Raw genomic sequence first — 24,645 nt, 5'->3', positions numbered from 1 at the left:
GGTGTTATGGATATGAACATAAATATGCAAAGCCGTCATATGTTGTTTCTTCAGTTTGGTTTGATACTTCAAGCAGGCTATGGTTTGGAGCAGGGACTTCATCTGATTGCTGAACAGCTAGATGAGCAGGAATTGAAAACACTGGTATGCCGGTTAAATGAAGAAAGAGAAAAGCAGCCAACACTGGCAGATGCTTTTGCTGCTTGTGAGGTATTTGATGATTTCACGATCCATATGATTTCCATCGGGGAAATCAGTGGTAATTTAGATGAAGTGATGTTATCATTAGCTGATTATTATCAGCGTATGGATGAAATGAGCAATCAATTGCGACAGGCTTTGAGCTATCCTATGATCTTACTGCTGATGATGCTTTGTGTAGTAGGTGTGGTTGCATGGAAAGTATTACCTCTATTTCAAGATGTATTACGTTCTTTGGGAAGTGATTTATCTACACAAGCAGTTATGTTTATGCAATTCGGAAGAATTTTTTCAATGGCTGTCTTTGGGCTTTTGTTGTTGCTAACAGCGGGTCTTATTGTTTTCTTATTGTATGCAAAACGCCAAAAAGAAGATGCTGCAACCTTATTTCTATTCCATAACCCCTTTTTCAAAAAACTTCGTCATATTTCTCTTTTAGCGCAATTGACGTATGCACTTGCTATGCTTTTGCGCAGTGGCATTGATCTGCGTGAAGCAATGCAATATGCATGTTCTTTACTTCCCAATTGCGAAATCATTGATAAGTTGCAGGCTTGTGTTCAAGGTATGAATGAAGGTGAATCTTTTTGCGATGTGATTCGCAAAGAACAGTTATATGAAGGTCTTGCGTTGAATTTAATTGAAATAGGTTTTACCAGTGGAAAAGGGGAAGCGGTCATGCAACAGCTAAGTGATGAATATCAACAGGAAGTATCACATAAAACTGAACATTATCTTAATGTGATTGAACCAATCATCGTATTGTTATTAGCCGTAATCATAGGTGTTGTCTTATTATCTATCATGTTACCACTGGTGAGTATTCTCTCTTCACTATAGAGGTGTAACATGCAAAAAACACTACATGGACTGCTATTTCTTGGTATCTTATTGTTATTTGTGTTTGGTTTTCAATCAGCTGCTTCTTTCAACAAAAGAAATGAACAACAACAAATTACGGAAACCATTCAGAAATTAACTTTAAAATGTTATAGCATAGAAGGAAGATATCCTACATCAATTGCTTATTTAAAAGAACATTATGGTTTATTGATAGATGAAGAAGAATATCGTGTTAATTATCATTATGAAGGAGCAAATATTGCTCCGCATATCGATGTTTATAAAAAGGGGCGAATTTATGAAAACGCATCATAATCTGTATTTGTTAGTTTCATTATTGTTACTGCTACTATTTGCGGCAGGCTCCTTTTCTTTATTATCTACGGAAATATTTGCTTATCGCCGTCTGAATGAAACAATCCAATCGCAAGAAGATGTTAGTCTTCCGCTTGCTTATGTGCATACAAAATTGAAACATGCCAGTGCACGGGGACAAATTGCTTATGTGACAAAACCTATTACCTGTTTACAGATTAAAGAAAAAGAGACGGTAACCTATTTGTATTATCAGGATGGCTATATCAAAGAAATTACGGCTGTTTCCAGTTATCAACCTACCTTTGAAGAAGGAACTAAGCTGTTTCAAGTAGATGCTTTTACAATAATTGAGAAGCAAGATTGTTTCCTTTTTACAGTTGAGAAAGATGGTAAAAAAGAACAGTTAAGTATATATCTGTATGGAAAGGCGGGATAGAATGAAACACACGCAACGATCCTTTTCCTTTTTAATGGAATTTGTCATCATTTTGTTTTTCTTTGCTTTAGCAGCTACTATCTGTGCAGGTTTCTTACTAAAGGCAAAAGAAAAAGAAGCAACGGCCATTACCTTACAACATGATGTATTACAAGCACAAAGTATTATTGAAGAATTGCAAATAGCATCTGATGTGCCTTTTGAACAGCGATTTGATAGTATTAAAAAAGATGAATTGAACTATCAAAAAGGCAATATGAAAATCATATTTAACGATAAAGCTTTATCATCTGGCAAGATACAGTTATGGCATGAAGATGTCATCTTATGTGAGATACCTTTTGTTTTAGGAGAAATTTATCATGCGTACGAATAAGAATCATATACTGCCCCTTGGACTAGGTATACCAACATTATTTGCTTTATTTGTTATTTTAGTTATGCTGATGTTGGCTATTTTAACATATGTGAGAGCAAATAGTTATTATGTTTCAACCATTCGCCAGATGGAATTTACAACAGATTACTATGAAACAAAGGCTAATCTTATGGATATCTATAGACTACTAGAACCTAAACATTTGGATGAACAGTTAAAAAAGATGAAAATAGATTATACAAAAAAGGAAAATCTCTATATAATAGAGGAAGATATGAATAATGGAACAGCGTTGCAGTTGCTTTTTCATAAACAAAATGATGAGATTGTTATACAAACCTGCCAGATGATAGATAAGGGTGATGAAAATGGAAATTAAAGCATTGTTAGAAGATGTAGTTAAACGCAAAGCTTCGGATGTGTTTATTGTCGCTGGTTCTCCTTGCGCTATTAAAATAGATGGCAAAATTGAGCCATATGATGATAAAAGGCTTATGCCTCAAGATACCGAACAAATGATTCGTGATATTTATACGATTGCCAAAAAGGATGATATTGAAGATTTTATACATAATGGCGATGATGACTTTTCTTTTTCCATACCTCAAGTTGGACGTTTTCGTGTCAATGCTTATCGTCAACGCAATTCCTTTGCAGCCGTCTTACGTATCGTTAGTTTTTTATTACCAGATCCTAAAATCATGCATATTCCTTCTATCGTAATTGACTTGGCAAAGCAAATGAAAGGGATGGTACTGGTAAGTGGACCTGCGGGCAGTGGAAAATCGACGACACTGGCTTGTATCATTGATCAAATTAATAATTCACGTAATTCTCATATCATAACAATTGAAGATCCGATAGAATATTTGCATACCCACAAGCAAAGCATTGTTTCACAAAGAGAAGTTTATCATGATACCAAGGATTATGTATCAGCTTTAAGAGCGGCTCTTAGAGAAGCACCTGAAGTCATCTTAGTTGGAGAAATGCGGGATTTAGAAACGATTGAAATATCTGTAACAGCAGCTGAAACCGGTCATTTGGTGTTTTCGTCATTACATACGATTGGCGCTGCTAATACAATTGATCGCATGATTGATGTTTTTCCAGCAACACAACAACAGCAGATTCGCGTGCAGCTATCCATGGTGTTGAATGGTGTGGTTTCTCAGCAATTATTGCCAGGGAAAGATGGTAAGATGTTACCAGTGTTTGAAATCATGCTATGCAATCAAGCCATTCGCAATCTGATTCGGGAAGGAAAGACACATCAGATGCAAAATACGATAACAGCAAATCGCGCCAGTGGTATGATTACCATGGATGATGCTATTATTGAAGCTTACAAGCAAGATAAGATTACCAAGGAAACAGCAATCATGTATGCAAGTGATGCACGCTATGTAGCTAGTAAAATGTGATTTTATTTGATAAGTATTTTTATGATATTTTCAAAGATGTCAATCGTATTGCTAAGCTATGTGAACAGTCAATTTGACTGTTTTTTTTATTTTATCAATTGGTTAATAAAAAAAGAAGAAAATTCATGGAAATTACGTTTTTTCTAATTTTAAAACGTATATAAAGGTGAGGAGGCGATAGGGTTGAAAGAGAAACTGGATGCTATATTGCATATAGCGCTGCAAAAACAAGCGACAGACATTCATTTTGTTAGTACAACACAAGGATTATCAGTTACTATGCGCTGTGAAGATGGTGTCTTGCCAATATATAGTGCTGCGGCTGATAAGAGCTTGTTTAACTACTTGAAATATATAGCGCATTTAGATCTTGGGTTAGGACAGACGGCGCAAAGTGGAAATTTTCAGTATGAATTTCAAGGGGAATGCCTGCAATTTCGCTTTGCATTGTTATCCACGTTGCAAAAGCAGACGGCTGTGCTTCGCATATTGAATAATCATACAGGCATTTGTCTGGAAACTTTGAGTGATGATAAAAAACAACAACAGATTTTTCACTCATGGTGTCAGGCTAGAAACGGTTTGATCGTATTAAGTGGGCCAACTGGTAGCGGCAAGACAACAACTCTGCATGCCATGATGCAATATATTGCAAAAGGTGGAAAACAACGCGTTGTTTCTTTAGAAGATCCTATTGAAATTGTCGATGACTCTTATCTGCAACTTCAAATTAATGAACAACATCATTTTTCTTATGAAGAAGGGATTAAGGAACTGCTTAGACATGATCCGGATGTCATAATGATTGGCGAAATACGAGATCCGATGAGCGCCCGGATGCTGATGCGTAGCGCATTGAGCGGTCATCTGATTTTTACAAGTGTTCATGCAAAAAGTTGTCTGGAGGTGATCTATCGCTTGCATGAATTTGGTTTGAGCAAAGAAGATTTGCGGCAGACATTGACAGGTATAACATCGCAGCGTTTGTTTCATCGACGAAAAGGGAAAGGAAGGGTTTGTATCTATGAAGTATTGGATCAGAATGAAATTATCACTTATTTCAAGCAAGGTGAACTGCCTTCAACGCATGAAAATATGGAAATGCAAATTGCGAGCGCAATTCGGGCAGGTACGATTCAAGAAGAAGCGCAAGAAGACTTTCTCTTTCGATAAAGAATCATTTACTATGTTAATGGAACTTTTAAAAAGTGGGTGTTCATTACAGGATGCAATAGCTTTTTTACCAGGGGACGTTACATGGCTAAATGATAAACTGCAAGCAGGGGAAGAATTCTCTACAATTTTGCAAGAAGATAATCGCCCCTGGATTCGTCATTTTACTTTTTTTTATCGTATGAGTTCACTTCCTGTTGCTATGGAAGAGGCTTTACGTATGACAGACTTTGAGGAAGGGCTTAAGAAAAAATTCCTGCGACAAAGTGCCTATCCTATGCTTATCCTCTTTCTTTCTTTTGCAATGCTACAACTTTTCACAAGTGCCATCATACCCCAAATGTTAGAAAGCTTTGCGATGGAGGAAGCATTCTCCCTTACGCAAATACTGTTACATATTTTACAAATATGCAGTATGGGCTTTTTCATATGTGTAATCATGGCTTTGCTTGCTTTTTTATATTTAGCTTCACATGCTAAGATTCGTGGCCGATTTCTATACACTGCAGCAAAAAAAAGCGAAGTGATCCGTTGCTACTGTTCCTATCTATTTGCTGGATATATAAAGGAATTAGATACATGTGGAATCGCGACGATGCATGCACTTCAGTTCTTGCAAGAAGTTCCGATTTCATGGATGTGTGAAATGGCAAAACGTATGCAAAAACGATTAGAACAAGGAGAAGCATTCTTACATGTTTTGGAAACAGAGAGGTTACTATCTAAACAGCTATATCGTTGTTTACAAATGCGTATGTTGACACAAGAAAGTGATAAACCTATGCAGCTTTATCTGATACAACAAGAACAGTATTGGAATCATTTGCTTAAGAAATGTAGTTATCTCTTACAAGGAATTGCCTATGGATTTGTCGCTGTGCTTGTCATCTTAGTCTTTCAAATTTTAATGTTGCCTTTGCAAATGCTGGAAACGATATAAGGAGGATTTACATTATGAAAAACGAAAAAGGCTTTACGATCTTAGAGATGATGATCGTTCTTTCCATCATTGCTCTTGTCTTTTTATTGACATTGCCGAATATTCAACAAAAGGAAAAAATCATTCGCAAAAAAGGATGTGAAGCCTTAATAGAAGTTGTAAATGCACAGATCTTATTGTACGAAGTAGATAATTTGACAACGCCGACAAGTGTGGATTCATTGATTCAAAAGGGATATTTAAAAAGCACACAAAAGCGTTGCCCTAATGGAGATACGATCTATCTTTCCAATGGACAAGCTTATGCAAAATGAGAAAGGCTTTACCTTAGTAGAAATGTTAGTAACAATAAGTATTTTACTGCTTATCATGGCTATTTTTCCATTTTTAAAGCCATCGCGGCAATTGGTATTCACTTGTGAAACGGAAAAGCTTCATTCCTTTTTATTACAAGCACAGATGAAGGCCATGTTTACTAAAAAAAGCATGTACATCCAATTTCAAACAGATGGTGTACAAGCGGGAGAGGAGTTTTTTGTATATGACAATATGTACTGTGAGGGAAAAGCGTTTCATTACACTAAACAAGGAACCATTTCACAAGCCCAAACAATCACTTGCTCGCTACAAAATAAGAAAAAAACCATCGTGTTGCAACTCGGCAGCGGCGCTATTGACGTACGATAAAAAAGGATTTTTGTTGATGGACGCCTTGATCTTACTATTGCTTTGCTCGCTTTGTTGTTTGCTATTGATCAATTGCTGTATGACGGTTACTTCTTGGTATGCCAGTGATCAAGAGCTAAATAATGAAAAGGTAAGGGAAATCTATGCAAAATAATCATGGTTTTACTTTAATTGAAATGCTCTTAGCCCTTTTGATCATTTCCTTTGCTATTGCATTGTTACCACCTTGTCTATCAATCGTTAAACAATTGTTAAGAGATGAGCGCTTCACTGATGATTGTATAGCAATCCATCAATTGCGTCAAATCACTGCTATGTCTAGTGAGTATCTTATGCAAAATCAAAAAGTGATTTTGCAACGAGGGGATGAGGAAATTCAGTTGTTTTATGATCGTATGCGAATTGTGAAGACACCCGGTTACGAAATATATTTAGAACATGTTGACAATGCTGTTTTCTATGAAGATAATAGCTGTCTGCATCTGCTCTTAAAACGAGGCCATTATGAAAAAGATGTCATACTTGGCTGCAAATGATCATGGATTTGCCAGTTTATATGGCTTATGGGTGCTTTCTTCCATCTTATTGTGTATTTCTTTATTTACGATGCGTTTGGTTACGTATACCCAACTTCGAAAATCAGAAGATCTTATGGATGTGTTTATTCTACATACCGTACAAAAACAGTTAAAGAATGAGTATGTCAATAATGAACATGATAAGGAGGTGATAGAAAGGAAGGAAGAGAAACAGGATACATCGCATTCGACAAAGGAAGACGATAAGGAAGTGGAAAACAAGCCTTACTATTTTTACAAAACATATGCAAATTGTACATTACAATTTCGTTGGGAAGATACAGATGTATATGTAAATGGAGATTGTCTCAATGAAACTATGCACATTTATTTAGATGAACAATGTCATAGCATTGTATCTTTTGCATATGAAACCTAGAAAAGGGTAAACTGATGCTAGGTGATAATGATGAATGTGCTATGTAGTATGATTTGTTTTGTTTTATTTCTGTTATTAGGTGATGTTTTAATGTTTATCAATACACGGTTTTTTGTTTTACTTCCTTGGTTTCTTATTTACCTCTTTCTTTTAAAAGGTGTTTACAAAACAGCAAATTGTAAAGCGTTAGAAGCTAAGGATTTTTTATGCACTTTGCTTTTTACGATTGTTTCGGCTGCTCTTCTAAGTTTTCTTAATATCTCGATGAGTTTGCACACGTATGCTTATCTATATCTGATGAGCTTCATATCCTTACTTGTCTATATTGATGATATTCGCTTTAAAAGTCTTATGTAATCGGTGTTTTTGTATAAAAAAAATTGACAAATACGATAAATACATTAAAATAGAATAGGATAAGTAAGGAAAGGTGAAAAGATTATGATCAGTTCTAATGATTTAAAACCTGGTATGACAATACAGCAGGACGGTGAAATTTTTGTTGTGCTGGAACAGAGTCAGAATAAAACTGCACGTAGTGCTATGGTTGTAAAAGCGAAAGTAAGAAACCTGAGAACAGGTGCAAATGTTGAATTGTCTTGGGGTGGAGGAGATAAGATTACGCCTGCACACATCGAAAAGAAAGAAATGCAGTATTTGTATGATGCAGAGGATGCTTTGGTTTTCATGGACAATGAAACTTATGAACAAATTGAGATTCCTAAGGAACATTTGAAATGGGAATTAAATTTTATGAAACCAAATGATAACGTGAATATTTCTATGTTTGAAGGAGAAATTCTCGGTGTTATTTTACCAGATAAAGTAGCTCTGCAGGTTGTTGAATGTGAACCAGCAGTAAAAGGTGATACTGCTACATCGGCAAGCAAAAATGCCGTATTGGAATCAGGATTGGAAATTAAAGTTCCATTATTCATTTCACAAGATGAAATGATCCTTGTTTCAACAGCAGACGGTAAATACTCAGGACGTGCAAAATAAGGAAAAAGCTGCGTGATGCGGCTTTTCTTTTTGTGAATCTTCACAAAAACTTCCCAATAAAAGTATTCAAGACCCTATATTTTTGATATAATAAAAGTTAGATTGGGAGGTAACTCGTATGGAAAAATTATCACGGGTCAAAAAATATGAAGATCTAAGAAAATCTATCGAAATGGATAATAATATAGATGCTACCGTTCAGGATGAATCACTTGCAGCTTCTGAAAACTTATTGAAGTCTTTTGATTCCTCTGTTTTCAAAAAAGTGGAGATCAAAGAAGAAGAGGAAACGCCGAAACGAGCAAAAGCATTTGACGATCAGGCAGAAACAAACAAGGAAAATCTGAATGATACTTTTACTAATGAGTATCTTGATGATTTCATCAAAGAGGTTCGTGATTATAATATTCGCAAAGGCAATCGTGAAAGTGAAGATACCGAAGTTGATATTTTATATCAATTAAATGCCGCCAATCGGGCCAAACGTACACGCTACATACAAGAAATAAAAGATGAAGTGCCAGAAATGGTCCAGGAAAGTCCGAAAACTGTATTAAGCAAAGAAGAAATTGCACAAGAAGTGAAAAATTTATTACGCGAAGATTCAATAGCAGAAGATGTGCAAGAAACAGTTGCTCCGCCTGAAACTACGGAGACGATGGAAACACTAATCTCTGATATTCAGGAGGAAGAAGCCCTTGAAATTGAGGAAACGAATGATGAAGCAATACCTGATGTTTCGCAAACGCAGCAGATAATTACAGAACCAGTTAAAAAAATTATAACTCCTGTTTATGAAGATGTTGAAGAAGAGGATGTACAGGAGATTGACGATGTACAGCCAGATAACACCTATCATAAGAAACTCATCGAAGAAACACAGCAGTTACGTGTTCAGATGGATGAATATGAAGAAGAATTAACAGATTTAAGTGATGGAGTCGAGAAAACGAATAAGTTATTAAACTTTGTTTTATGTTTTCTTATTCTTGTTTTATTAGTTGTTATAGGATTTATTGGATATTCCATTTGGAAAGCTGGAGGTTTTAATTTATGAAAATAAATATTGCAATTGATGGACCTAGTGCTGCCGGCAAAAGTACAATTGCGAAAATCCTAGCCAAAGAATTAGGCTATGCTCATCTAGATACAGGAGCGATGTATCGCTGTGTCGGCTATTATGCATTACAGCAAAAAATTAATATCGATGATGAAGAAGCGTTAGTGCATATGATGGAATATATGCAGATTAGTTTTGATGCGGATGGCAATGTTTATATCAATGATCAAGATGTATCTAAAGAAATACGTCAAAATGAAATTTCAATGGTAGCAAGTAAAGTTTCAGCATTTCCTAAAGTACGAAAACACCTTGTAAGATTGCAACAGGAAATGGCAAAGGATAAGGGATATATCATGGATGGGCGTGATATAGGAACCATCGTATTGCCGGATGCCGAATTAAAAATCTATATGGTAGCAAGTGTGAATGCACGCGCAAAACGTCGTTACAAAGAATATTTAGAAAAGCATATTGAGGCAGATTACGATGTGATATTCAAAGATATTGAACAACGTGATTATCAAGATATGAATCGCAAAACATCACCGCTTTGCAAAGCGAAAGATGCTATTGAACTTGATACTTCCGATATGACGATTGAAGAAGTTGTTTCAGCAATACATAAGCTGATGAAAGAAAAACTGTGAATGGAGGTGGCGTTTGACTGTGATGGTCAAACATGCATATGATTAGTGGTATCGTAGCGATCGTGGGACGACCGAACGTCGGAAAATCCACGATTTTTAATCGAATAATTGGTGAAAGAAAAAGTATAGTAGAGGACACACCAGGTGTTACACGTGATAGAATATATGGTAAAGCAGAATGGTTGACAAAAGAATTTCGGGTAATTGATACTGGCGGTATACAACTAGCCGATCAACCGTTTCGTGAAGAGATTAATATGCAAGTAGAAATTGCCATAGATGAAGCAGATACGATTTTATTTGTTGTCAATGGAAAAGAAGGTATTACCAACGATGATGAATATATTGCACGTCTATTACAGCGTTCACAAAAAAAAGTTATCCTTGCAGTAAATAAAGTAGATGATTTTGCCCAAAGTGACAGCATCTATGAGTTTTACAATTTAGGGCTCAGTGATCCAATCGCAGTTTCTGGTGCACATGGCATTGGAATTGGTGATATCTTAGATGCAATTGTAAACAGCTTCCCAGATAAGATACAGAAGGATTATGATGGAATGACGCGTTTCTGCGTCATTGGACGACCAAATGTTGGAAAGAGTTCGTTGGTAAATGCTCTTTTAAATCAAGAACGTGTTATCGTATCCAATATTGAAGGGACAACAAGAGATGCAATCGATACACCTTTTAAACGTGAAGGTAAGGAATATGTAGTAATCGATACTGCAGGTATTCGTAAACGCGGCAAGGTGTATGAGAATATTGAAAAATATTCCGTATTGCGTGCCATGAGCGCTATAGAACGAAGCGATGTGGTGTTAGTTGTCATTGATGGAGAAAGTGGAATTCGTGATCAAGACAAACATGTTGCTGGCTTTGCACATGAAGCGGGAAAAGGGGTTATCATCGTATATAATAAATGGGATGCTGTAGAAAAAGATGAAAAAACGATGAATCGTATTGAGAAAGAAATACGGACACAGTTTCAATACTTATCCTATGCACCAATTCTGTTTGTCTCTGCATTAAAAAAACAACGCATCCAGACAATTCTGCCGATGATTGACGATGTACATGATGCTTCCGTTTTACGCATACAAACAAATGTGTTAAATGAAGTTTTAATGGATGCACAATTAATGACTCCACCACCGACCCATAAAGGGAAACGCTTGAAAATTTATTATGCGTCGCAGGTGGCTGTAGCACCGCCAACGATTGTTTTATTCGTAAATGATCCAGAATTACTGCATTTTAGCTATAAACGTTTCCTAGAAAATAGCTTACGTGAAGCCTTTGGCTTTCAAGGAACAACATTACGTATCTTAGCAAGAGAAAGAAACAGGTGATCATATGAAGTGTGTAGTTATCGGCAGCGGTAGCTGGGGAACTGCATTAGCACAAGTATTATGTGATAATAAAGTTCATGTGACTTTATGGGGCAAAAATAAAAATGAAGTGGAGGATGTTGAACTGCATCATCAAAACAGTCGTTTTTTTCCTGGTGTCGTTTTGCATCCCAATTTGCATGCAACAACGGATTTGACGATTGTTAAGGACGCAGATGTAATCGTTCTCAGTGTACCTACGATTGCGGTTGAGGAAATGTGTCGTAAGATTGATACTTTATTAGAGAAATCTGTTATCATCGTAAATACAGCAAAAGGATTTCATCCAGAAACAAATGAGCGTATGTCAGAGGTGATTCGTCATGCTATGACACATTTATCAAGCGTTGTATCCTTAATTGGGCCTAGTCATGCCGAAGAAGTTGTCTTGCGAATGTTGACAACTATTTGTGCAGTATCACAAAATAAAGAAGATGCTATTTGCATCCAAAAACTATTTTCAAATGACTATTTGCGTGTTTACCGTGGCCACGATGAAATCGGCAGTGAAATTGGCGTTGCTTTAAAGAACGCCATCGCAGTAGCAAGTGGTGTGTTAAGTGGTGTCGGTTATGGCGATAATACAAAAGCCGCTTTGATTACCAGAGGACTGACAGAGATGATCCGCTATGGTGTGGCCATGGGCGGTAAACAAGAAACTTTCATGGGACTTACGGGAATAGGAGATTTAATAGTTACTTGTACAAGTAAACACTCTCGTAACTTTCAAGCCGGTTATGAAATAGGTATCCATAATTCAGCTGATTATTTTTGGAAAAACAATAAAAAGACAGTAGAAGGTGTGCGTACTGCAAAAGTTGTTCATGAAGTAGCCCAGAAACGCGGCATTGAGATGCCGATTATTAATGAGATATATAAGGTGCTATATGAAGGTAAAAAACCGAAAGATAGCGCACAAGAGCTTATGCTACGTGATTTAAAAGAGGAAATGTAAAGGTGGTTTATGAAAACTGCCTTTTTTTTCATCATCTGTGGATTTTCTTTTCAAAATCATGCTATAATAAGTAACGCATTGTAGTCAGGAGGAAATAATATGGCAGATTATGTCAATGAAATAAAGCGGCGAAGAACCTTCGCAATCATTTCTCATCCGGATGCTGGTAAGACCACACTGACTGAAAAATTATTATTATATGGTGGTGCTATCTTACAAGCCGGAAGTGTAAAAGGAAAAAAAGCAAATAAACATGCAGTCTCTGACTGGATGGAAATAGAAAAACAAAGAGGTATTTCTGTAACAAGTTCTGTTTTACAGTTTGAATATAATGATTTCTGTATTAATATTCTAGATACGCCAGGCCATCAGGATTTCTCTGAAGATACATATCGTACCTTAATGGCAGCTGATTCTGCTGTTATGGTTATTGATGCTTCAAAAGGTGTTGAGGCACAGACAAAAAAATTATTCAAGGTTTGCTTGTTACGTAAAATCCCTATTTTTACCTTTATTAACAAGATGGATAGGGCGGCAATGGATCCATTTAAGCTATTAGAGCATATCGAAGCCGAATTAGGCATTTCTACTTATGCAATGAATTGGCCAATTGGTTCTGGCAAAGAATTCAAAGGTGTATATGAACGTGATCATAAAAGAATTATCGCGTTTCATGGCGGCGATCATGGAATGAAAGCTGCTGAAGTAACAGAAGGGTCTCTTGAAGATGATACCTTCCGCAGCATTCTTGGTGATCATTTTTTTGAACAGTTACGTGAAGATAGTGAATTGCTAGATATCGCCAGTACTGAATTTGATGAAGCAGCGATTGCAAAAGGTGAATTGACTCCCGTATTTTTTGGAAGCGCCTTGACTAACTTTGGTGTTGAACCTTTCTTATCACACTTTTTAAATATGACCACCAGTCCTTTACCAAGAGAAGCCAGTGTAGGCGAAATTGATCCTTTTGATGAACATTTTTCAGCATTTGTATTTAAGATCCAAGCAAATATGAATAAAGCACATCGTGATCGTATTGCATTTATGCGTATTTGTAGTGGTAAATTTGAAAAGGGAATGGAAGTCTTGCATGTCCAACAAGGTAAAAAAATCCGTCTTGCACAACCACAGCAATTCATGGCACAAGACCGCGAAATTGTAGAAGAGGCATATGCTGGTGATGTGATTGGTGTCTTTGATCCAGGTATCTTCGCTATCGGTGATACTCTTTGTGATGCATCTTATAAATTTGAGTTTAAAAAAATCCCAACTTTCGCTCCAGAACACTTTGCTCGTGTTACGCAAAAAGATACAATGAAACGTAAGCAATTCACAAAAGGCATTACGCAAATTGCACAAGAAGGCGCAATTCAAGTGTTCCAACAAATCGATACCGGGATGGAAGAAATCATCGTAGGCGGTGTTGGTGTTCTACAATTTGATGTATTAGAACAACGTTTACAAAGTGAATATAATGTTGAGATTAAATTAGAGATTCTTCCTTATCAGTGTGTTCGCTGGATTGATGATCAAACATTAGATCCACATACGTTAAATCTTACGAGTGATACAAAACGACTAAAAGATCTGAAAGGTAAAAATCTTTTACTATTCATGAATAATTGGGGAATAAAATGGGCAACGGAACAAAATAAATCGCTATCGCTAAGTGAATTTGGCAATATGGAATAAAAATACCTGAAAAGGTATTTTTTCTATTGTTCGCACAATAATAACTACAGGAGGTAATTATCATGAAGGATGAAGATATTATTTGTACCTGTATGAGCGTATCTGTAAAAGATATACGCCAGGCCATTGATGAAGGTGCTAGAACAGTTCAAGAAGTACAAGATAAGACGGGTGCAGGAACCGTTTGCGGTGTATGTAATGAAGATTTAGAACAATGTGTTATGGAGTTATTGGCTCAACTACATTAAGAACCTTTCAATAGGTTCTTTTTCAATGTTCTTTCTTTGATTAGGCATAAACCCAGTGTCTTTATCATAAGTTTAGAATGACTAAGGGAGGACAAACTATGGATACCACAGAGATTTTAAAAAATATAGCTCAGCGATGCGGTGGTGATATATACTTAGGAATCGTCGGTCCTGTACGCGTTGGTAAATCAACGTTTATCAAAGAATTTATGGAAAAAGCCGTCATTCCATACGTACATGATGAATATGAAAAAGCCCGAATGATCGATGAACTGCCACAAGCTGGTGTTGGAAAGACGATCATGACCACAGAGCCAAAATTCGTTCCAAACAATGCCGCTACAATTGAATTTGATGATGGTTTTACGGTTAATGTACGTCTTGTCGACTGTGTTGGCTATGTTATACCAGAAGCAAAAGGATATAAGGATGAAGATGGCATTCGTATGGTAAGAACACCATGGAATGATGAACCAGTACCGTTTAACGAAGCTGCTAAGACAGGAACGCAAAAAGTAATTCAAGATCATTCTACCATTGGCATTGTAATTACAACAGATGGAACGATATCCGATTTATCCAGAGAGGCTTATATAGAAGCAGAGGCTGAAGTCATTGAGGAACTGCAAGCTATTGGAAAGCCATTTATTGTTATTGTAAATAGTGTAGACACAGCTTCTCCAACATGTAAAGCTGTTGTTGAAAAACTACAAGAGAAATATCAAGTTCCAGTATTAGCCGTTGCTGTGAATCATATGAGTGAAGCGGACATTCAGTATATTTTAAGAGAAGCTCTTTATGAATTTCCTGTATCGGAAATTAATATAAATATGCCGCAATGGATTGCTGTATTGAATGATGAACATTGGTTGAAAAAAAGTTTTCAGGATACCATAGAAGAAAGCATGTCCAGTGTCGAAAAGCTACGTGAAGTAGAGAGTATCACGGACATATTAGATACGAATGATAATATTGAATCAAGCAATATTGCGACCATTGATACTGGGCAGGGAATAGTGAATGTTGATATCACTATAAAATCTGGTTTGTACAATGAAATACTAAAAGAGATTATTGGTAAGGATATTAAAGATAAAGCGGAGCTTATATCCCTAATGCAAGACTATAGTAAAGCAAAAAGGGAATATGATGCTGTAAGCAGTGCCCTGAAAATGGTTAAACAAACAGGATATGGTTTTGCTAGTGCATCCTTACAGGATATCGCTTTAAGTAAACCAGAAATTGTTAAGCAGGGGAGCCGCTATGGTGTGAAGCTAAAAGCTGTCGCTCCAAGCATCCATATGATCAAAGTGGATGTTGAAAGCACTTTTGAGCCAATCATTGGTTCAAAGGAACAAAGTGAGGAGCTAATTCGCTATTTACTTCGTGATGAAGGTAAGAATGATGAAACTATCTGGGATAGTGATATTTTTGGTAGAAAGCTTTCCGATCTAATTCGCGATGGATTGAATGCAAAACTTTCAATGATACCGGAAGCAGCAAGAGCTAGACTTCAAGATATCTTGACAAAACTCGTTAATAAAGGAAAAGGAAATGTGATTGCTATCGTGTTATAACGATATAATTAGTCATAACTTTATTTGAATAATTAACGAAATATATTGAAAAAAAAGCCTTCAAATGGTATCATATATCTATGTTGGAGGTAATTAGACATGAGTGAAATCTTAAATAAAAAAGCATTGGTTGAAGTCGTAGCTGAAAAGCTGGAAATGACAAAAAAAGATGCAACAGTTGCTGTTGATACAGTATTTGAAGAAATTACAAAAACACTGGCAGACGGCGGAAAAGTTGATTTATCTGGATTCGGTAAATTCGAAGTAGCTGAGCGTCCAGCTCGTATGGGTATCAATCCTGCTACAAAAGAACCATTACCAATCGCTGCATCAAAAGCTCCTAAATTTAAAGCTGCTAAAGCTCTGAAGGATGCTGTAAAATAACAATGTTTAATAAAAGGGATGTTCTTTATCAATAGAATACCCCTTTTTATTTCACAATAGAGTAGGTTAGTTGATTCATGTTATAGTTACTTATATTACTTTTAACTTATAAAATTGTTTTGTGTACTACCTGTGCTCTTATAATAAGCATAAGCGATTATAAGTATTACGAATTCGTTTTTTGTTTATTCCTTGAATATTATTCTAATTATACTTATCCTAATAGAGATGTGTAGTAGTAATTAAAAAGAATGCAGGTATCTTGAGCTATACATATTACTTCGCATAATGTGTATTATGTTGTTAAATAATATAAAAATATAAGGTTTATAAAGTAAATGGTAATACTTAGCTCTTAATTATTACTATATACACACTTCATATGATATTATTTCTTCCAACATTTCGTTTGTTGATTCTTTACACATTACTTTCTTATATTATATTTTTACTAAGTAAATAGCTATTAACTACGATAGTAATAAGTAGCATTTCTTATTATATATTACATTATCTATTTCATGTATCTTGCTTCAAATGACTTTCTTCTTATATTCTTTATTTTAAGCACGCTCTAATTTGCTACGAAAGCATGCTAAACGTATCTATGCTTTGCTTGATGCATATAATCGGATAGTATACTACCTCTGATTGCTATGTGTGCTTTATGTGTGTTTATTAAGACGATTCATAGCATTATTCCTACATGTGACTAGGTGTTTTAAACTACATCATAGTATATACATGATAAATTCATTATCTGCAATTTATTTGTCAAACAATATATTAATACATAAATTCAATGCCAAGTTTATAATTTATTTATTGCATCCCGCTATAATTCTTTCAAAGAACACATCATATTTCAATAGTCCATTTTATAATACATATAATTTATCTTATTATCATTCTCACCTCTTGTACCCTGTATAATATGTGAAATATTTAACAAATAAATATTGTAATAAAAAAAGGATGATATTCATCACCCTGATCAAATGCTCTTAAATAGCGTGTAGTCGCTTTAGCATTTGGTTTTTCGCTTTATTTTCTAAAGAATCATCCAATGGCAATAGGTCTGAAAACTTCAAATCCGGATATTCTTTTGTTAAGCTTTTATAAATCACAAAATCAGCAATTTTTGGGTTTTTAGGAAATAAAGGGCCATGCATATATGTACCGAGCACCTTTCCATTATAGAAACCTTCTATTTTATCTTCAAAATTGTTTCCATAGCCAGCTATGACTTTGCCAAATGGGCTTGCTACATTTCTCGTTTGCCCACCATGGTTTTCAAAGCCGACTGCCATGAATTCTTCACCATCTAAATTACACTGAATAGCTATATTGCCAATACAACGTTTTCCATTATCGCCACTTTCGGTATAATAATCGAAGAATTTCAAACCTTCAATTTTTTCATTATTGGCATCGATATAATACTGACCAAATAACTGATATCCACCACATACAAGGAAAATGAAAGTATTGTTATCCATAGCTTTTTGAATGTTACTTTTACGGGCAAGTAAATCATCAATCAGCATATGCTGTTCTTTATCTGCTCCCCCACCTAGAAACATCAGATGAAATTTGCTTAAATCTTTCTTTTCACCAATGGCACAGGTGTCAATCTCAATATCGATACCGCGATCTTTACAACGTTTCGTAAGTACCATCATATTACCTTTATCTCCATAAAGATCCATGATATCGTGATACATCCAGCATACCTTTAATTTCATTTTTCATTCCTCCTTAGCAGCTTGCGAACCGGCTGCAAGGCCGTATACGTAGCAATGGCATACATAGTGGTATCTGCATTCTTTAGACTTGCGACTGCCTTTTCCAGGTTTTCTTCCACTTCAATGCGTTCTTTATAACCTGCATATTTTAATCTTAATGCCATATCGTAACAACGTGTACCGCTGCAGATGATATGAACGGTTTTTTCGTTTACTAATTTTTCAAAGAATGTATCATAAATCCAGGATACATCAGTGCCATCCTGCGCATGATCATTTAATACCAGTAAAACTGTTTTATCATCCTGATCTTCTTCTATGACTTTCATGACTTCATTGGCACCTGTAGGATTTTTCACAAGATTCAATACACATTTTTGACCATTAAAGTTAAATTCTTCATTACGGCCATCAGGAACATCCATGGTTTCAAACGTTTTAGCTGCATACTGCATATCAATGTGGAAGAAATCTGCCACGCATAAAACAGCCATACAATTGTACATAGTATATAAACCACCTTGTGGTGCATGAAATTCCATATCTTTCCAGATGAATTGGCGATCACGAATGCTTTTCACGCTACCTTTGACATCTGTAGCAGGTGTTTCGTAGTCCTTATTCTCACAATGGTATTCACCGATATGAGAATACTGGTAAAAGTCATAAATCAGCTTACCACCGCAACGTGGACAGAATTTACCTTCACTTGCTTCTTTGTTAACGGCTTTGCTTTCCTCACATCGCTCCATGGCAAAGTATCGTGCATCTGCTTGCACAGCAGCATCTTTTAAACGAACAACATTGGGATCATTGGCATTCAAGATCAAGGTACCATCAAAATCATGGATCGCTTCTTCTACCTTTTGGATTAATTGCTCCATCTCCCTTGCCCTATCCAATTGATCACGGAAGAAATTAGTTACCACTAATGCGGTGACAGGCAGACTTTTAATAATATAAGGGATATTTAATTCGTCAACCTCTAATACGATATAATCGGCAGGTACTACACCAGTTAGACTTGCCGCTTTCAATAAACAAGTCGTAATACCGGCACGCATATTATCACCTTTACGATTGGTAACCACTTGTTTATGAGCCGTTTCAAACATGGAAGCGATTAGATTGCTTGTAGATGTCTTACCATTGGTTCCTGTTACTAAAATGATGGGACATGAGATTTTCAGCTCTTTTAAGATGTTAGCATCAACCTTCAATGCCAATTGTCCTGGCAGAGAACCTCCGCGATGAACCAAACTTAGCAGAAAGGATGCAAGCTTATTCAGCAGTATTGCGAGATACTTCATATAATTCCTCCTTGATTGCTAGAAGTGTATTGTAAAATTCACTTCCTTATTATACCTTGAAATGCTTAAAAACGCTACGTTCTTCATAGAATTTATGGGATTTCTTCTTTTATTATATAACTGCCCTTAGAAATTATGTGAAAGCCTTTTAAAAATAAGAATATTTTCGATAAAAGAGCAAAAAAAAATTAAAAAATTGAAGAAATTGTAAAATTTAAGTGGTAATTATGCTGAGAAATGCTATAATAATTTCGTCATTAAGGAATATGGAGGACACTATGGAAAAAATCTACGTAGGTAAAACAAAAGATGTTTACAAATTAGACAACGGTAACGTATTGTTGAAGTTTAAAGATGACTGTACTGGAAAAGATGGCGTTTTTGATCCAGGCGAAAATGCAGTTGGCTTAACAATCGAAGGTATTGGTAAAGCAAATCTGGAAACTTCAATCCACTTCTTTGAAATCTTAAAAGATGCTGGCATCAAAACACATTACGTAAGTGCTAATGTAGAAGATGCAACGATGGAAGTTCTGCCTGCTACCGTATTTGGTAAAGGCTTGGAAGTTATCTGCCGTCTGGTAGCAACCGGTAGTTTCATTCGCCGTTATGGTGATTATATTGAAGATGGAACACCTCTTCCTGGCGGATATGTAGAAACAACATTGAAAGATGATGCCAAAGGTGATCCGCTGATTACCAGTGAAGGTCTGGCTGCTTTAGGAATCATGAGCGAAGAAATGTTCGCAAGCATGAAAGAACAGACTTTAAAAATTACGGAAATTGTAGCTGCAGACTTGAAGAAAAAAGGTCTTGATCTGTATGATATCAAGTTTGAATTTGGCTACAACAATGATGAAGTGATTCTGATTGATGAAATTGCATCCGGAAACATGCGTGTTTACAAAGATGGTAAAATCGTTGATCCAGTTGATCTGACATCAATTATTTTAGGTAAATAATGCAATGAAGCATTCTCATGTAATAAGTGTGAGAATGCTTTTTTAAACGGTTACATTACAATATCAGCACAAGAAAGATTGACATGAAAAATCCCCTGCCCTATAATTGTAAGGTAAAAAAAGCAATACATTTTTTTGCTTGGTTTACATAGGTATTCATGTTCGATATATGCTATAGAAAAGATATTTATTTATGAGATATCTGTATATGGAAAGGAAATGAACAACAATGAAAGAGTGCACATTACTTTACGAAGGAAAAGCAAAGAAAGTTTTTACCACAGAAGATGCTGATGCTGTTATCGTGGATTACAAAGATGATGCAACAGCATTTAATGGTTTAAAAAAAGGTACGATTCAAGGAAAAGGCAGCATGAATAATCGCATATCAAATTTTTTGTTTCAGAAGTTGGAACAGCAAGGAATTCCAACCCATCTGATCAAGGAATTAGATGATCGCAAGACTTTGGTGAAAAAAGTGGATATCATCCCTTTGGAAGTTATCGTGCGCAATAAGGTGGCTGGTAGTTTTGCGAAGCGTTTAGGCTTGGAAGAAGGCACAAAAATCAAGAGCCCGATCTTAGAATTCAGTTATAAAAATGATGAACTTGGTGATCCCATGATCAACAGCTATATGGCGATTGCTATTGGTATTGCAACACGTGAAGAAATCGATACCATTACCGATATGGCATTTAAAATCAACAACACATTAAAGGATATCTTTGCGAAAGCCGATATCGAATTGATTGATTTTAAAATAGAATTTGGTAAATTTCATGATACTATTGTGTTAGCGGATGAAATTTCCCCAGATACATGCAGATTATGGGATATGGATAGCCATGAACATTTAGATAAGGACCGTTTCCGCCGTGATTTAGGAAATGTGGAAGATGCCTATCAGGAAGTATGTAAACGTCTGTATATCGCTTAAAAAATTACTTAAATAGATAAATGGAAAGGAGCTTATATGTACGATCGATATGAAAGCCCGCTGGGACAGCGTTACGCCAGCAAAGAGATGCAGCAAATATTCTCACAGGATAAGAAATTTAAAACATGGCGTAAGCTATGGATTGCTTTAGCGGAAAGCGAAAAAGAATTAGGATTGGATATCACTCAGGAACAATTGGATGAATTGATTGAGAATAAAGATACTATCAACTATGAAGTGGCGAAAGAACGTGAAAGAATCGTGCGCCATGATGTGATGAGCCATGTGTATGCATATGGTGTGCAATGTCCAAAAGCCAAAGGTATCATCCATTTAGGTGCGACTAGCTGCTATGTTGGTGACAATACAGATCTCATCCTCATGTATGAAGCATTAGAACTGGTAAAAAACAAAATCGTGAACGTCTTGGCGGAATTGAAAAAATTTGCATTGACCTACAAAGATCTTCCGGTCTTAGCATTCACCCACTTTCAGCCAGCCCAACCAACCACACTTGGTAAACGTGCTGCCATTTGGGCACAGGATCTACAGTTGGATTATGAAGAAATTTGCTATTTACTAGAGCATAAAAAACTTTTAGGCTGTAAAGGTACGACCGGTACACAAGCAAGCTTTATGGAATTGTTTGACAATGACAATGAAAAGGTTAAGGAACTGGACAAACGTATCGCAAAAAAAATGGGTTATACAGATTGCTATCCAGTATCTACCCAGACCTATTCACGTAAAATTGATTCTCGTATACTTCAGGCATTAAGCAATATTGCCCAAAGTGCACATAAGTTTTCAAATGATATTCGCCTTTTACAGCATTTAAAAGAGGTGGAAGAACCATTTGAAAAGGGACAGATCGGTTCCAGTGCTATGGCTTATAAGCGCAATCCTATGCGCAGTGAACGAATGGCTTCTTTAGCTAATTATGTCATCTCGGATGCATTAAATCCGGCATTAACTGCTGCAACGCAATGGTTTGAAAGAACCTTGGATGATTCAGCTAATAAACGCATCAGTATACCGGAAGGCTTTCTAGCTGTAGATGGTATTCTTGATCTTTATTTGAATATTACGGATGGCTTAGTTGTATATCCAAAAGTCATTCATGCACATTTGATGAAAGAACTCCCTTTCATGGCTACCGAAACTATATTGATGGATGCGGTAAAAGCCGGCGGAGATCGTCAGGAACTGCATGAACGCATTCGTATTCATTCTATGGAGGCTGGAAAAGCGGTGAAAGAAGAAGGAAAGGAAAACGATTTGCTTGCACGTATTGCCGAGGATGAAATGTTCCCTATGCATATGGAACAGCTAGAAGCCATCATGGATCCACAAAATTTTGTTGGCCGTGCGCCACAGCAAACGGAAGAATATTTCCATGACTTCATTGACCCTATTCTAGCCAAAGAAAAAAACGCATTGGGAATACATGCCGATATTCAAGTATAAAAAGCAATAAGCATTGCTTTGTATAAGAAAGACTGTACGACACACAGTCTTTTTCTTTTACGTTAAAGCGAATCGGTTTTAGCTTATCTGAAAGAAGAAATAATAGGAGTAGGAAAATAGTGTTTGCCTATAACGTTCATGCAGCCTAACATATACCCTCCCTTTCCTTTCTATAAAAAATACGACACACTCATATGTAGGACTGTGTCGTTTTATAAAGAATTATCATAGACTATCATAAAAAGCATATAAAGCACTTTTTATGGTTTCTCCTATTCATAAAGATACTGCTTTGTTATTCGCAATTCCTCTTATTCAATTGTTTTGCATATTTAATAAAGTCTATAAATAAAGGATGTGCACGATGTGGGCGGCTTTTAAATTCCGGATGATATTGTACGCCTATATAAAAATCATTGGCAGAATACTCAATAGCCTCGACTAATGCATCATCAGGTGATACCCCACTGATACACATGCCATGTTCTTCGAAAGATGCGCGATAGGCATTGTTAAATTCAAAGCGATGACGATGTCGTTCTGCGATATGATTTTTTTGATAAGCTCTTTCCAATTGCGTTCCTTTTTTAATGGTACTAGGATACGCCCCTAAACGCATTGTTCCACCTTTTGAAAGCAGTTCTCTTTGTTCTTGCATATAGTGGATGATTGGATACTGACAGTCATTATCAAACTCTGCAGAATTGGCATCCTTAAGTTGTAATACACTGCGGGCAAAAGCAATAGCAGCAATCTGCATCCCTAAACAAATCCCTAAATAAGGAATGTTATGGATACGGGCATAATTGGCAGCAACGATCTTTCCTTCTATGCCTCTATTACCAAACCCTCCAGGTATTAATATACCATGACAGCCACTTAATTTTTCAGCTACGCTTTCCTCTGTTAATTCTTCTGAATCTATCCAGCGGATTTGAATGTGAACTTTGTTTTTTAAACCGGCATGATGAAGTGCTTCAACAACGGATAAATAAGCATCATGGAGCTTCACGTATTTCCCAATCAGGGCAATCGTAACTTCTTCTTGAATACTGGAAAAGACTTCACTTAATTCTTCCCATTGATGCAAATCAGCTGATGGTAACGAATAGTTAAAATGTTTCAGCACAATCTCATCTAATCCATTTTTTTGTAACATCGAAGGTACCTCATACAATGAGCGCATCGTTCGATTTTCAATGACACATTCCTTAGGTACGTTGCAAAATAATGATAACTTTTCTTTAATCGTATCTTCTAATGGTTCATTGACTCTTGCAATCAAAATATCCGGTGAGATACCATACGATTGTAGTTCTTTTACCGAATGCTGTGTTGGCTTTGATTTATGCTCTTGGCTGCTTTGTATATAAGGGATAAGCGTCACATGAATGTACAAACAGTTTTGACGTCCCTGTTCAAGCGCAACTTGACGAATCGCTTCAAGAAATGGCTGGCTCTCAATATCCCCGGTAGTTCCACCGATTTCGCATAATAAAATATCTGCTTGCGTTTTCTTCTGAGCCATATAAATATAACTTTTAATCTCATTGGTAATATGGGGAATGACTTGAACAGTTTGACCAAGATAATCTCCCCGACGCTCTTTTTGTAAGACATTCCAATAGATCTTCCCAGTTGTTACGTTGGAATAGCAGTTTAAATCTTCATCAATAAAACGCTCATAATGACCTAAATCCAAATCGGTTTCACTGCCATCCTCGGTCACAAAGACCTCACCATGTTGATAAGGGCTCATGGTTCCCGGATCTACATTGACATAGGGGTCCATTTTCATCGCTGAGATTTTCAGTCCTCTTGCTTTTAATAGTCTTCCTAAAGATGCTGCGGTGATGCCTTTTCCCAAGCCGGATACAACACCACCGGTAATAAAGATAAATTTACACATA

The 24,645-nt window shown here is 36.2% G+C and carries 27 protein-coding genes; 24 read left to right on the top strand and 3 right to left on the bottom strand.

Annotated features, from left to right (window positions below):
* Positions 1 to 12 precede the first annotated feature (12 nt).
* The 21 genes from LI241_RS07825 (at position 13) to LI241_RS07725 (ending at position 16,314) form a co-directional block, all read left to right on the top strand.
* Entirely contained in the window at positions 13 to 1,041 is a 1,029-nt protein-coding gene (locus tag LI241_RS07825; protein ID WP_008688439.1) for a type II secretion system F family protein, read from the top strand.
* 9 nt (positions 1,042 to 1,050) lie between these two features.
* Positions 1,051 to 1,359, top strand: coding sequence for a hypothetical protein (locus LI241_RS07820; protein WP_008688441.1), 309 nt, complete (start codon positions 1,051 to 1,053; stop codon positions 1,357 to 1,359).
* On the top strand, positions 1,343 to 1,798 hold the full coding sequence (locus LI241_RS07815) for a DUF4860 domain-containing protein (RefSeq protein WP_008688443.1): 456 nt from the start codon (positions 1,343 to 1,345) through the stop codon (positions 1,796 to 1,798). Before LI241_RS07820 ends, LI241_RS07815 begins: the two co-directional genes overlap by 17 nt.
* A gap of 1 nt (position 1,799) precedes the next feature.
* Complete coding sequence (locus LI241_RS07810; protein WP_008688444.1) at positions 1,800 to 2,174, top strand: hypothetical protein; 375 nt, start codon at positions 1,800 to 1,802, stop codon at positions 2,172 to 2,174.
* Entirely contained in the window at positions 2,161 to 2,556 is a 396-nt protein-coding gene (locus LI241_RS07805; RefSeq protein ID WP_008688446.1) for a hypothetical protein, read from the top strand. Before LI241_RS07810 ends, LI241_RS07805 begins: the two co-directional genes overlap by 14 nt.
* Positions 2,546 to 3,601: a type IV pilus twitching motility protein PilT gene (locus LI241_RS07800; RefSeq protein ID WP_008688447.1), complete on the top strand. Its 1,056-nt coding sequence runs from the start codon at positions 2,546 to 2,548 to the stop codon at positions 3,599 to 3,601. Before LI241_RS07805 ends, LI241_RS07800 begins: the two co-directional genes overlap by 11 nt.
* A 183-nt stretch (positions 3,602 to 3,784) precedes the next feature.
* Positions 3,785 to 4,774: an ATPase, T2SS/T4P/T4SS family gene (locus tag LI241_RS07795; protein WP_008688449.1), complete on the top strand. Its 990-nt coding sequence runs from the start codon at positions 3,785 to 3,787 to the stop codon at positions 4,772 to 4,774.
* Positions 4,775 to 4,787: 13 nt separating this feature from the next.
* The gene (locus LI241_RS07790; protein WP_008688451.1) at positions 4,788 to 5,714 is read left to right on the top strand and encodes a hypothetical protein; all 927 of its coding nucleotides are present in this window, start codon (positions 4,788 to 4,790) and stop codon (positions 5,712 to 5,714) included.
* Between the two features lie 14 nt (positions 5,715 to 5,728).
* Positions 5,729 to 6,028, top strand: a complete 300-nt coding sequence (gene comGC / locus LI241_RS07785) for a competence type IV pilus major pilin ComGC (RefSeq protein WP_008688453.1) — start codon at positions 5,729 to 5,731, stop codon at positions 6,026 to 6,028.
* Positions 6,018 to 6,401: a prepilin-type N-terminal cleavage/methylation domain-containing protein gene (locus tag LI241_RS07780; protein ID WP_008688455.1), complete on the top strand. Its 384-nt coding sequence runs from the start codon at positions 6,018 to 6,020 to the stop codon at positions 6,399 to 6,401. The genes comGC and LI241_RS07780 overlap by 11 nt, the downstream gene beginning before the upstream one ends.
* Positions 6,402 to 6,544: 143 nt before the next feature.
* Entirely contained in the window at positions 6,545 to 6,937 is a 393-nt protein-coding gene (locus LI241_RS07775; RefSeq protein ID WP_008688457.1) for a prepilin-type N-terminal cleavage/methylation domain-containing protein, read from the top strand.
* Entirely contained in the window at positions 6,906 to 7,358 is a 453-nt protein-coding gene (locus LI241_RS07770; RefSeq protein ID WP_008688459.1) for a hypothetical protein, read from the top strand. The genes LI241_RS07775 and LI241_RS07770 overlap by 32 nt, the downstream gene beginning before the upstream one ends.
* A gap of 441 nt (positions 7,359 to 7,799) precedes the next feature.
* Positions 7,800 to 8,360: an elongation factor P gene (gene efp / locus LI241_RS07765; protein WP_008688463.1), complete on the top strand. Its 561-nt coding sequence runs from the start codon at positions 7,800 to 7,802 to the stop codon at positions 8,358 to 8,360.
* Between the two features lie 118 nt (positions 8,361 to 8,478).
* Positions 8,479 to 9,417, top strand: coding sequence for a hypothetical protein (locus LI241_RS07760; RefSeq protein ID WP_008688465.1), 939 nt, complete (start codon positions 8,479 to 8,481; stop codon positions 9,415 to 9,417).
* A complete protein-coding gene (gene cmk / locus LI241_RS07755) occupies positions 9,414 to 10,070 on the top strand; it encodes a (d)CMP kinase (RefSeq protein WP_008688466.1) in 657 nt (218 codons plus the stop codon). The genes LI241_RS07760 and cmk overlap by 4 nt, the downstream gene beginning before the upstream one ends.
* Positions 10,071 to 10,108: 38 nt before the next feature.
* The gene (gene der, locus LI241_RS07750) at positions 10,109 to 11,419 is read left to right on the top strand and encodes a ribosome biogenesis GTPase Der (protein ID WP_026006721.1); all 1,311 of its coding nucleotides are present in this window, start codon (positions 10,109 to 10,111) and stop codon (positions 11,417 to 11,419) included.
* 4 nt (positions 11,420 to 11,423) lie between these two features.
* Positions 11,424 to 12,413, top strand: coding sequence for an NAD(P)H-dependent glycerol-3-phosphate dehydrogenase (locus tag LI241_RS07745; protein WP_008688468.1), 990 nt, complete (start codon positions 11,424 to 11,426; stop codon positions 12,411 to 12,413).
* Between the two features lie 99 nt (positions 12,414 to 12,512).
* On the top strand, positions 12,513 to 14,105 hold the full coding sequence (locus LI241_RS07740) for a peptide chain release factor 3 (protein ID WP_008688469.1): 1,593 nt from the start codon (positions 12,513 to 12,515) through the stop codon (positions 14,103 to 14,105).
* A gap of 62 nt (positions 14,106 to 14,167) precedes the next feature.
* Positions 14,168 to 14,353, top strand: a complete 186-nt coding sequence (locus LI241_RS07735; RefSeq protein ID WP_008688470.1) for a bacterioferritin-associated ferredoxin — start codon at positions 14,168 to 14,170, stop codon at positions 14,351 to 14,353.
* A 98-nt stretch (positions 14,354 to 14,451) separates the two neighbouring features.
* Positions 14,452 to 15,930 carry a stage IV sporulation protein A gene (spoIVA, locus tag LI241_RS07730; RefSeq protein ID WP_008688471.1) on the top strand — a complete coding sequence of 493 codons (1,479 nt, stop codon included), beginning with the start codon at positions 14,452 to 14,454 and terminating at the stop codon, positions 15,928 to 15,930.
* A 99-nt stretch (positions 15,931 to 16,029) separates the two neighbouring features.
* Positions 16,030 to 16,314: an HU family DNA-binding protein gene (locus tag LI241_RS07725; RefSeq protein WP_008688472.1), complete on the top strand. Its 285-nt coding sequence runs from the start codon at positions 16,030 to 16,032 to the stop codon at positions 16,312 to 16,314.
* Positions 16,315 to 17,318: 1,004 nt separating this feature from the next.
* On the opposite strand, the gene LI241_RS07720 is transcribed toward LI241_RS07725, so the two are convergent.
* Both LI241_RS07720 and LI241_RS07715 read right to left on the bottom strand, forming a co-directional pair.
* Positions 17,319 to 18,059 carry a type 1 glutamine amidotransferase gene (locus LI241_RS07720; RefSeq protein ID WP_008688473.1) on the bottom strand — a complete coding sequence of 247 codons (741 nt, stop codon included), beginning with the start codon at positions 18,057 to 18,059 and terminating at the stop codon, positions 17,319 to 17,321.
* Positions 18,056 to 19,369, bottom strand: coding sequence for a Mur ligase family protein (locus tag LI241_RS07715; RefSeq protein ID WP_008688474.1), 1,314 nt, complete (start codon positions 19,367 to 19,369; stop codon positions 18,056 to 18,058). The genes LI241_RS07720 and LI241_RS07715 overlap by 4 nt, the downstream gene beginning before the upstream one ends.
* 278 nt (positions 19,370 to 19,647) lie before the next feature.
* Between LI241_RS07715 and LI241_RS07710 the strand changes: the two genes are divergently transcribed.
* The 3 genes from LI241_RS07710 to purB all read left to right on the top strand — a co-directional run bounded on the left by LI241_RS07710 (position 19,648) and on the right by purB (position 22,735).
* Entirely contained in the window at positions 19,648 to 20,331 is a 684-nt protein-coding gene (locus LI241_RS07710; protein ID WP_008688476.1) for a phosphoribosylaminoimidazolesuccinocarboxamide synthase, read from the top strand.
* Positions 20,332 to 20,560: 229 nt separating this feature from the next.
* Positions 20,561 to 21,268: a phosphoribosylaminoimidazolesuccinocarboxamide synthase gene (gene purC / locus LI241_RS07705; RefSeq protein WP_008688478.1), complete on the top strand. Its 708-nt coding sequence runs from the start codon at positions 20,561 to 20,563 to the stop codon at positions 21,266 to 21,268.
* 36 nt (positions 21,269 to 21,304) lie between these two features.
* On the top strand, positions 21,305 to 22,735 hold the full coding sequence (gene purB, locus LI241_RS07700) for an adenylosuccinate lyase (RefSeq protein ID WP_008688480.1): 1,431 nt from the start codon (positions 21,305 to 21,307) through the stop codon (positions 22,733 to 22,735).
* A 295-nt stretch (positions 22,736 to 23,030) separates the two neighbouring features.
* Here purB and LI241_RS07695 read toward each other — a convergent pair whose 3' ends face one another.
* Complete coding sequence (locus LI241_RS07695) at positions 23,031 to 24,644, bottom strand: CTP synthase (protein ID WP_008688482.1); 1,614 nt, start codon at positions 24,642 to 24,644, stop codon at positions 23,031 to 23,033.
* Position 24,645: the final 1 nt, after the last annotated feature.

The organism is Longicatena sp. 210702-DFI.1.196 (assembly GCF_020563125.1).
GTDB classification, from domain to species: Bacteria; Bacillota_I; Bacilli_A; order Erysipelotrichales; family Erysipelotrichaceae; genus Longicatena; species Longicatena caecimuris.
The sequence above is the reverse complement of the archived record's forward strand: the minus strand, read 5'-3'. Positions and strand labels throughout refer to the sequence as shown.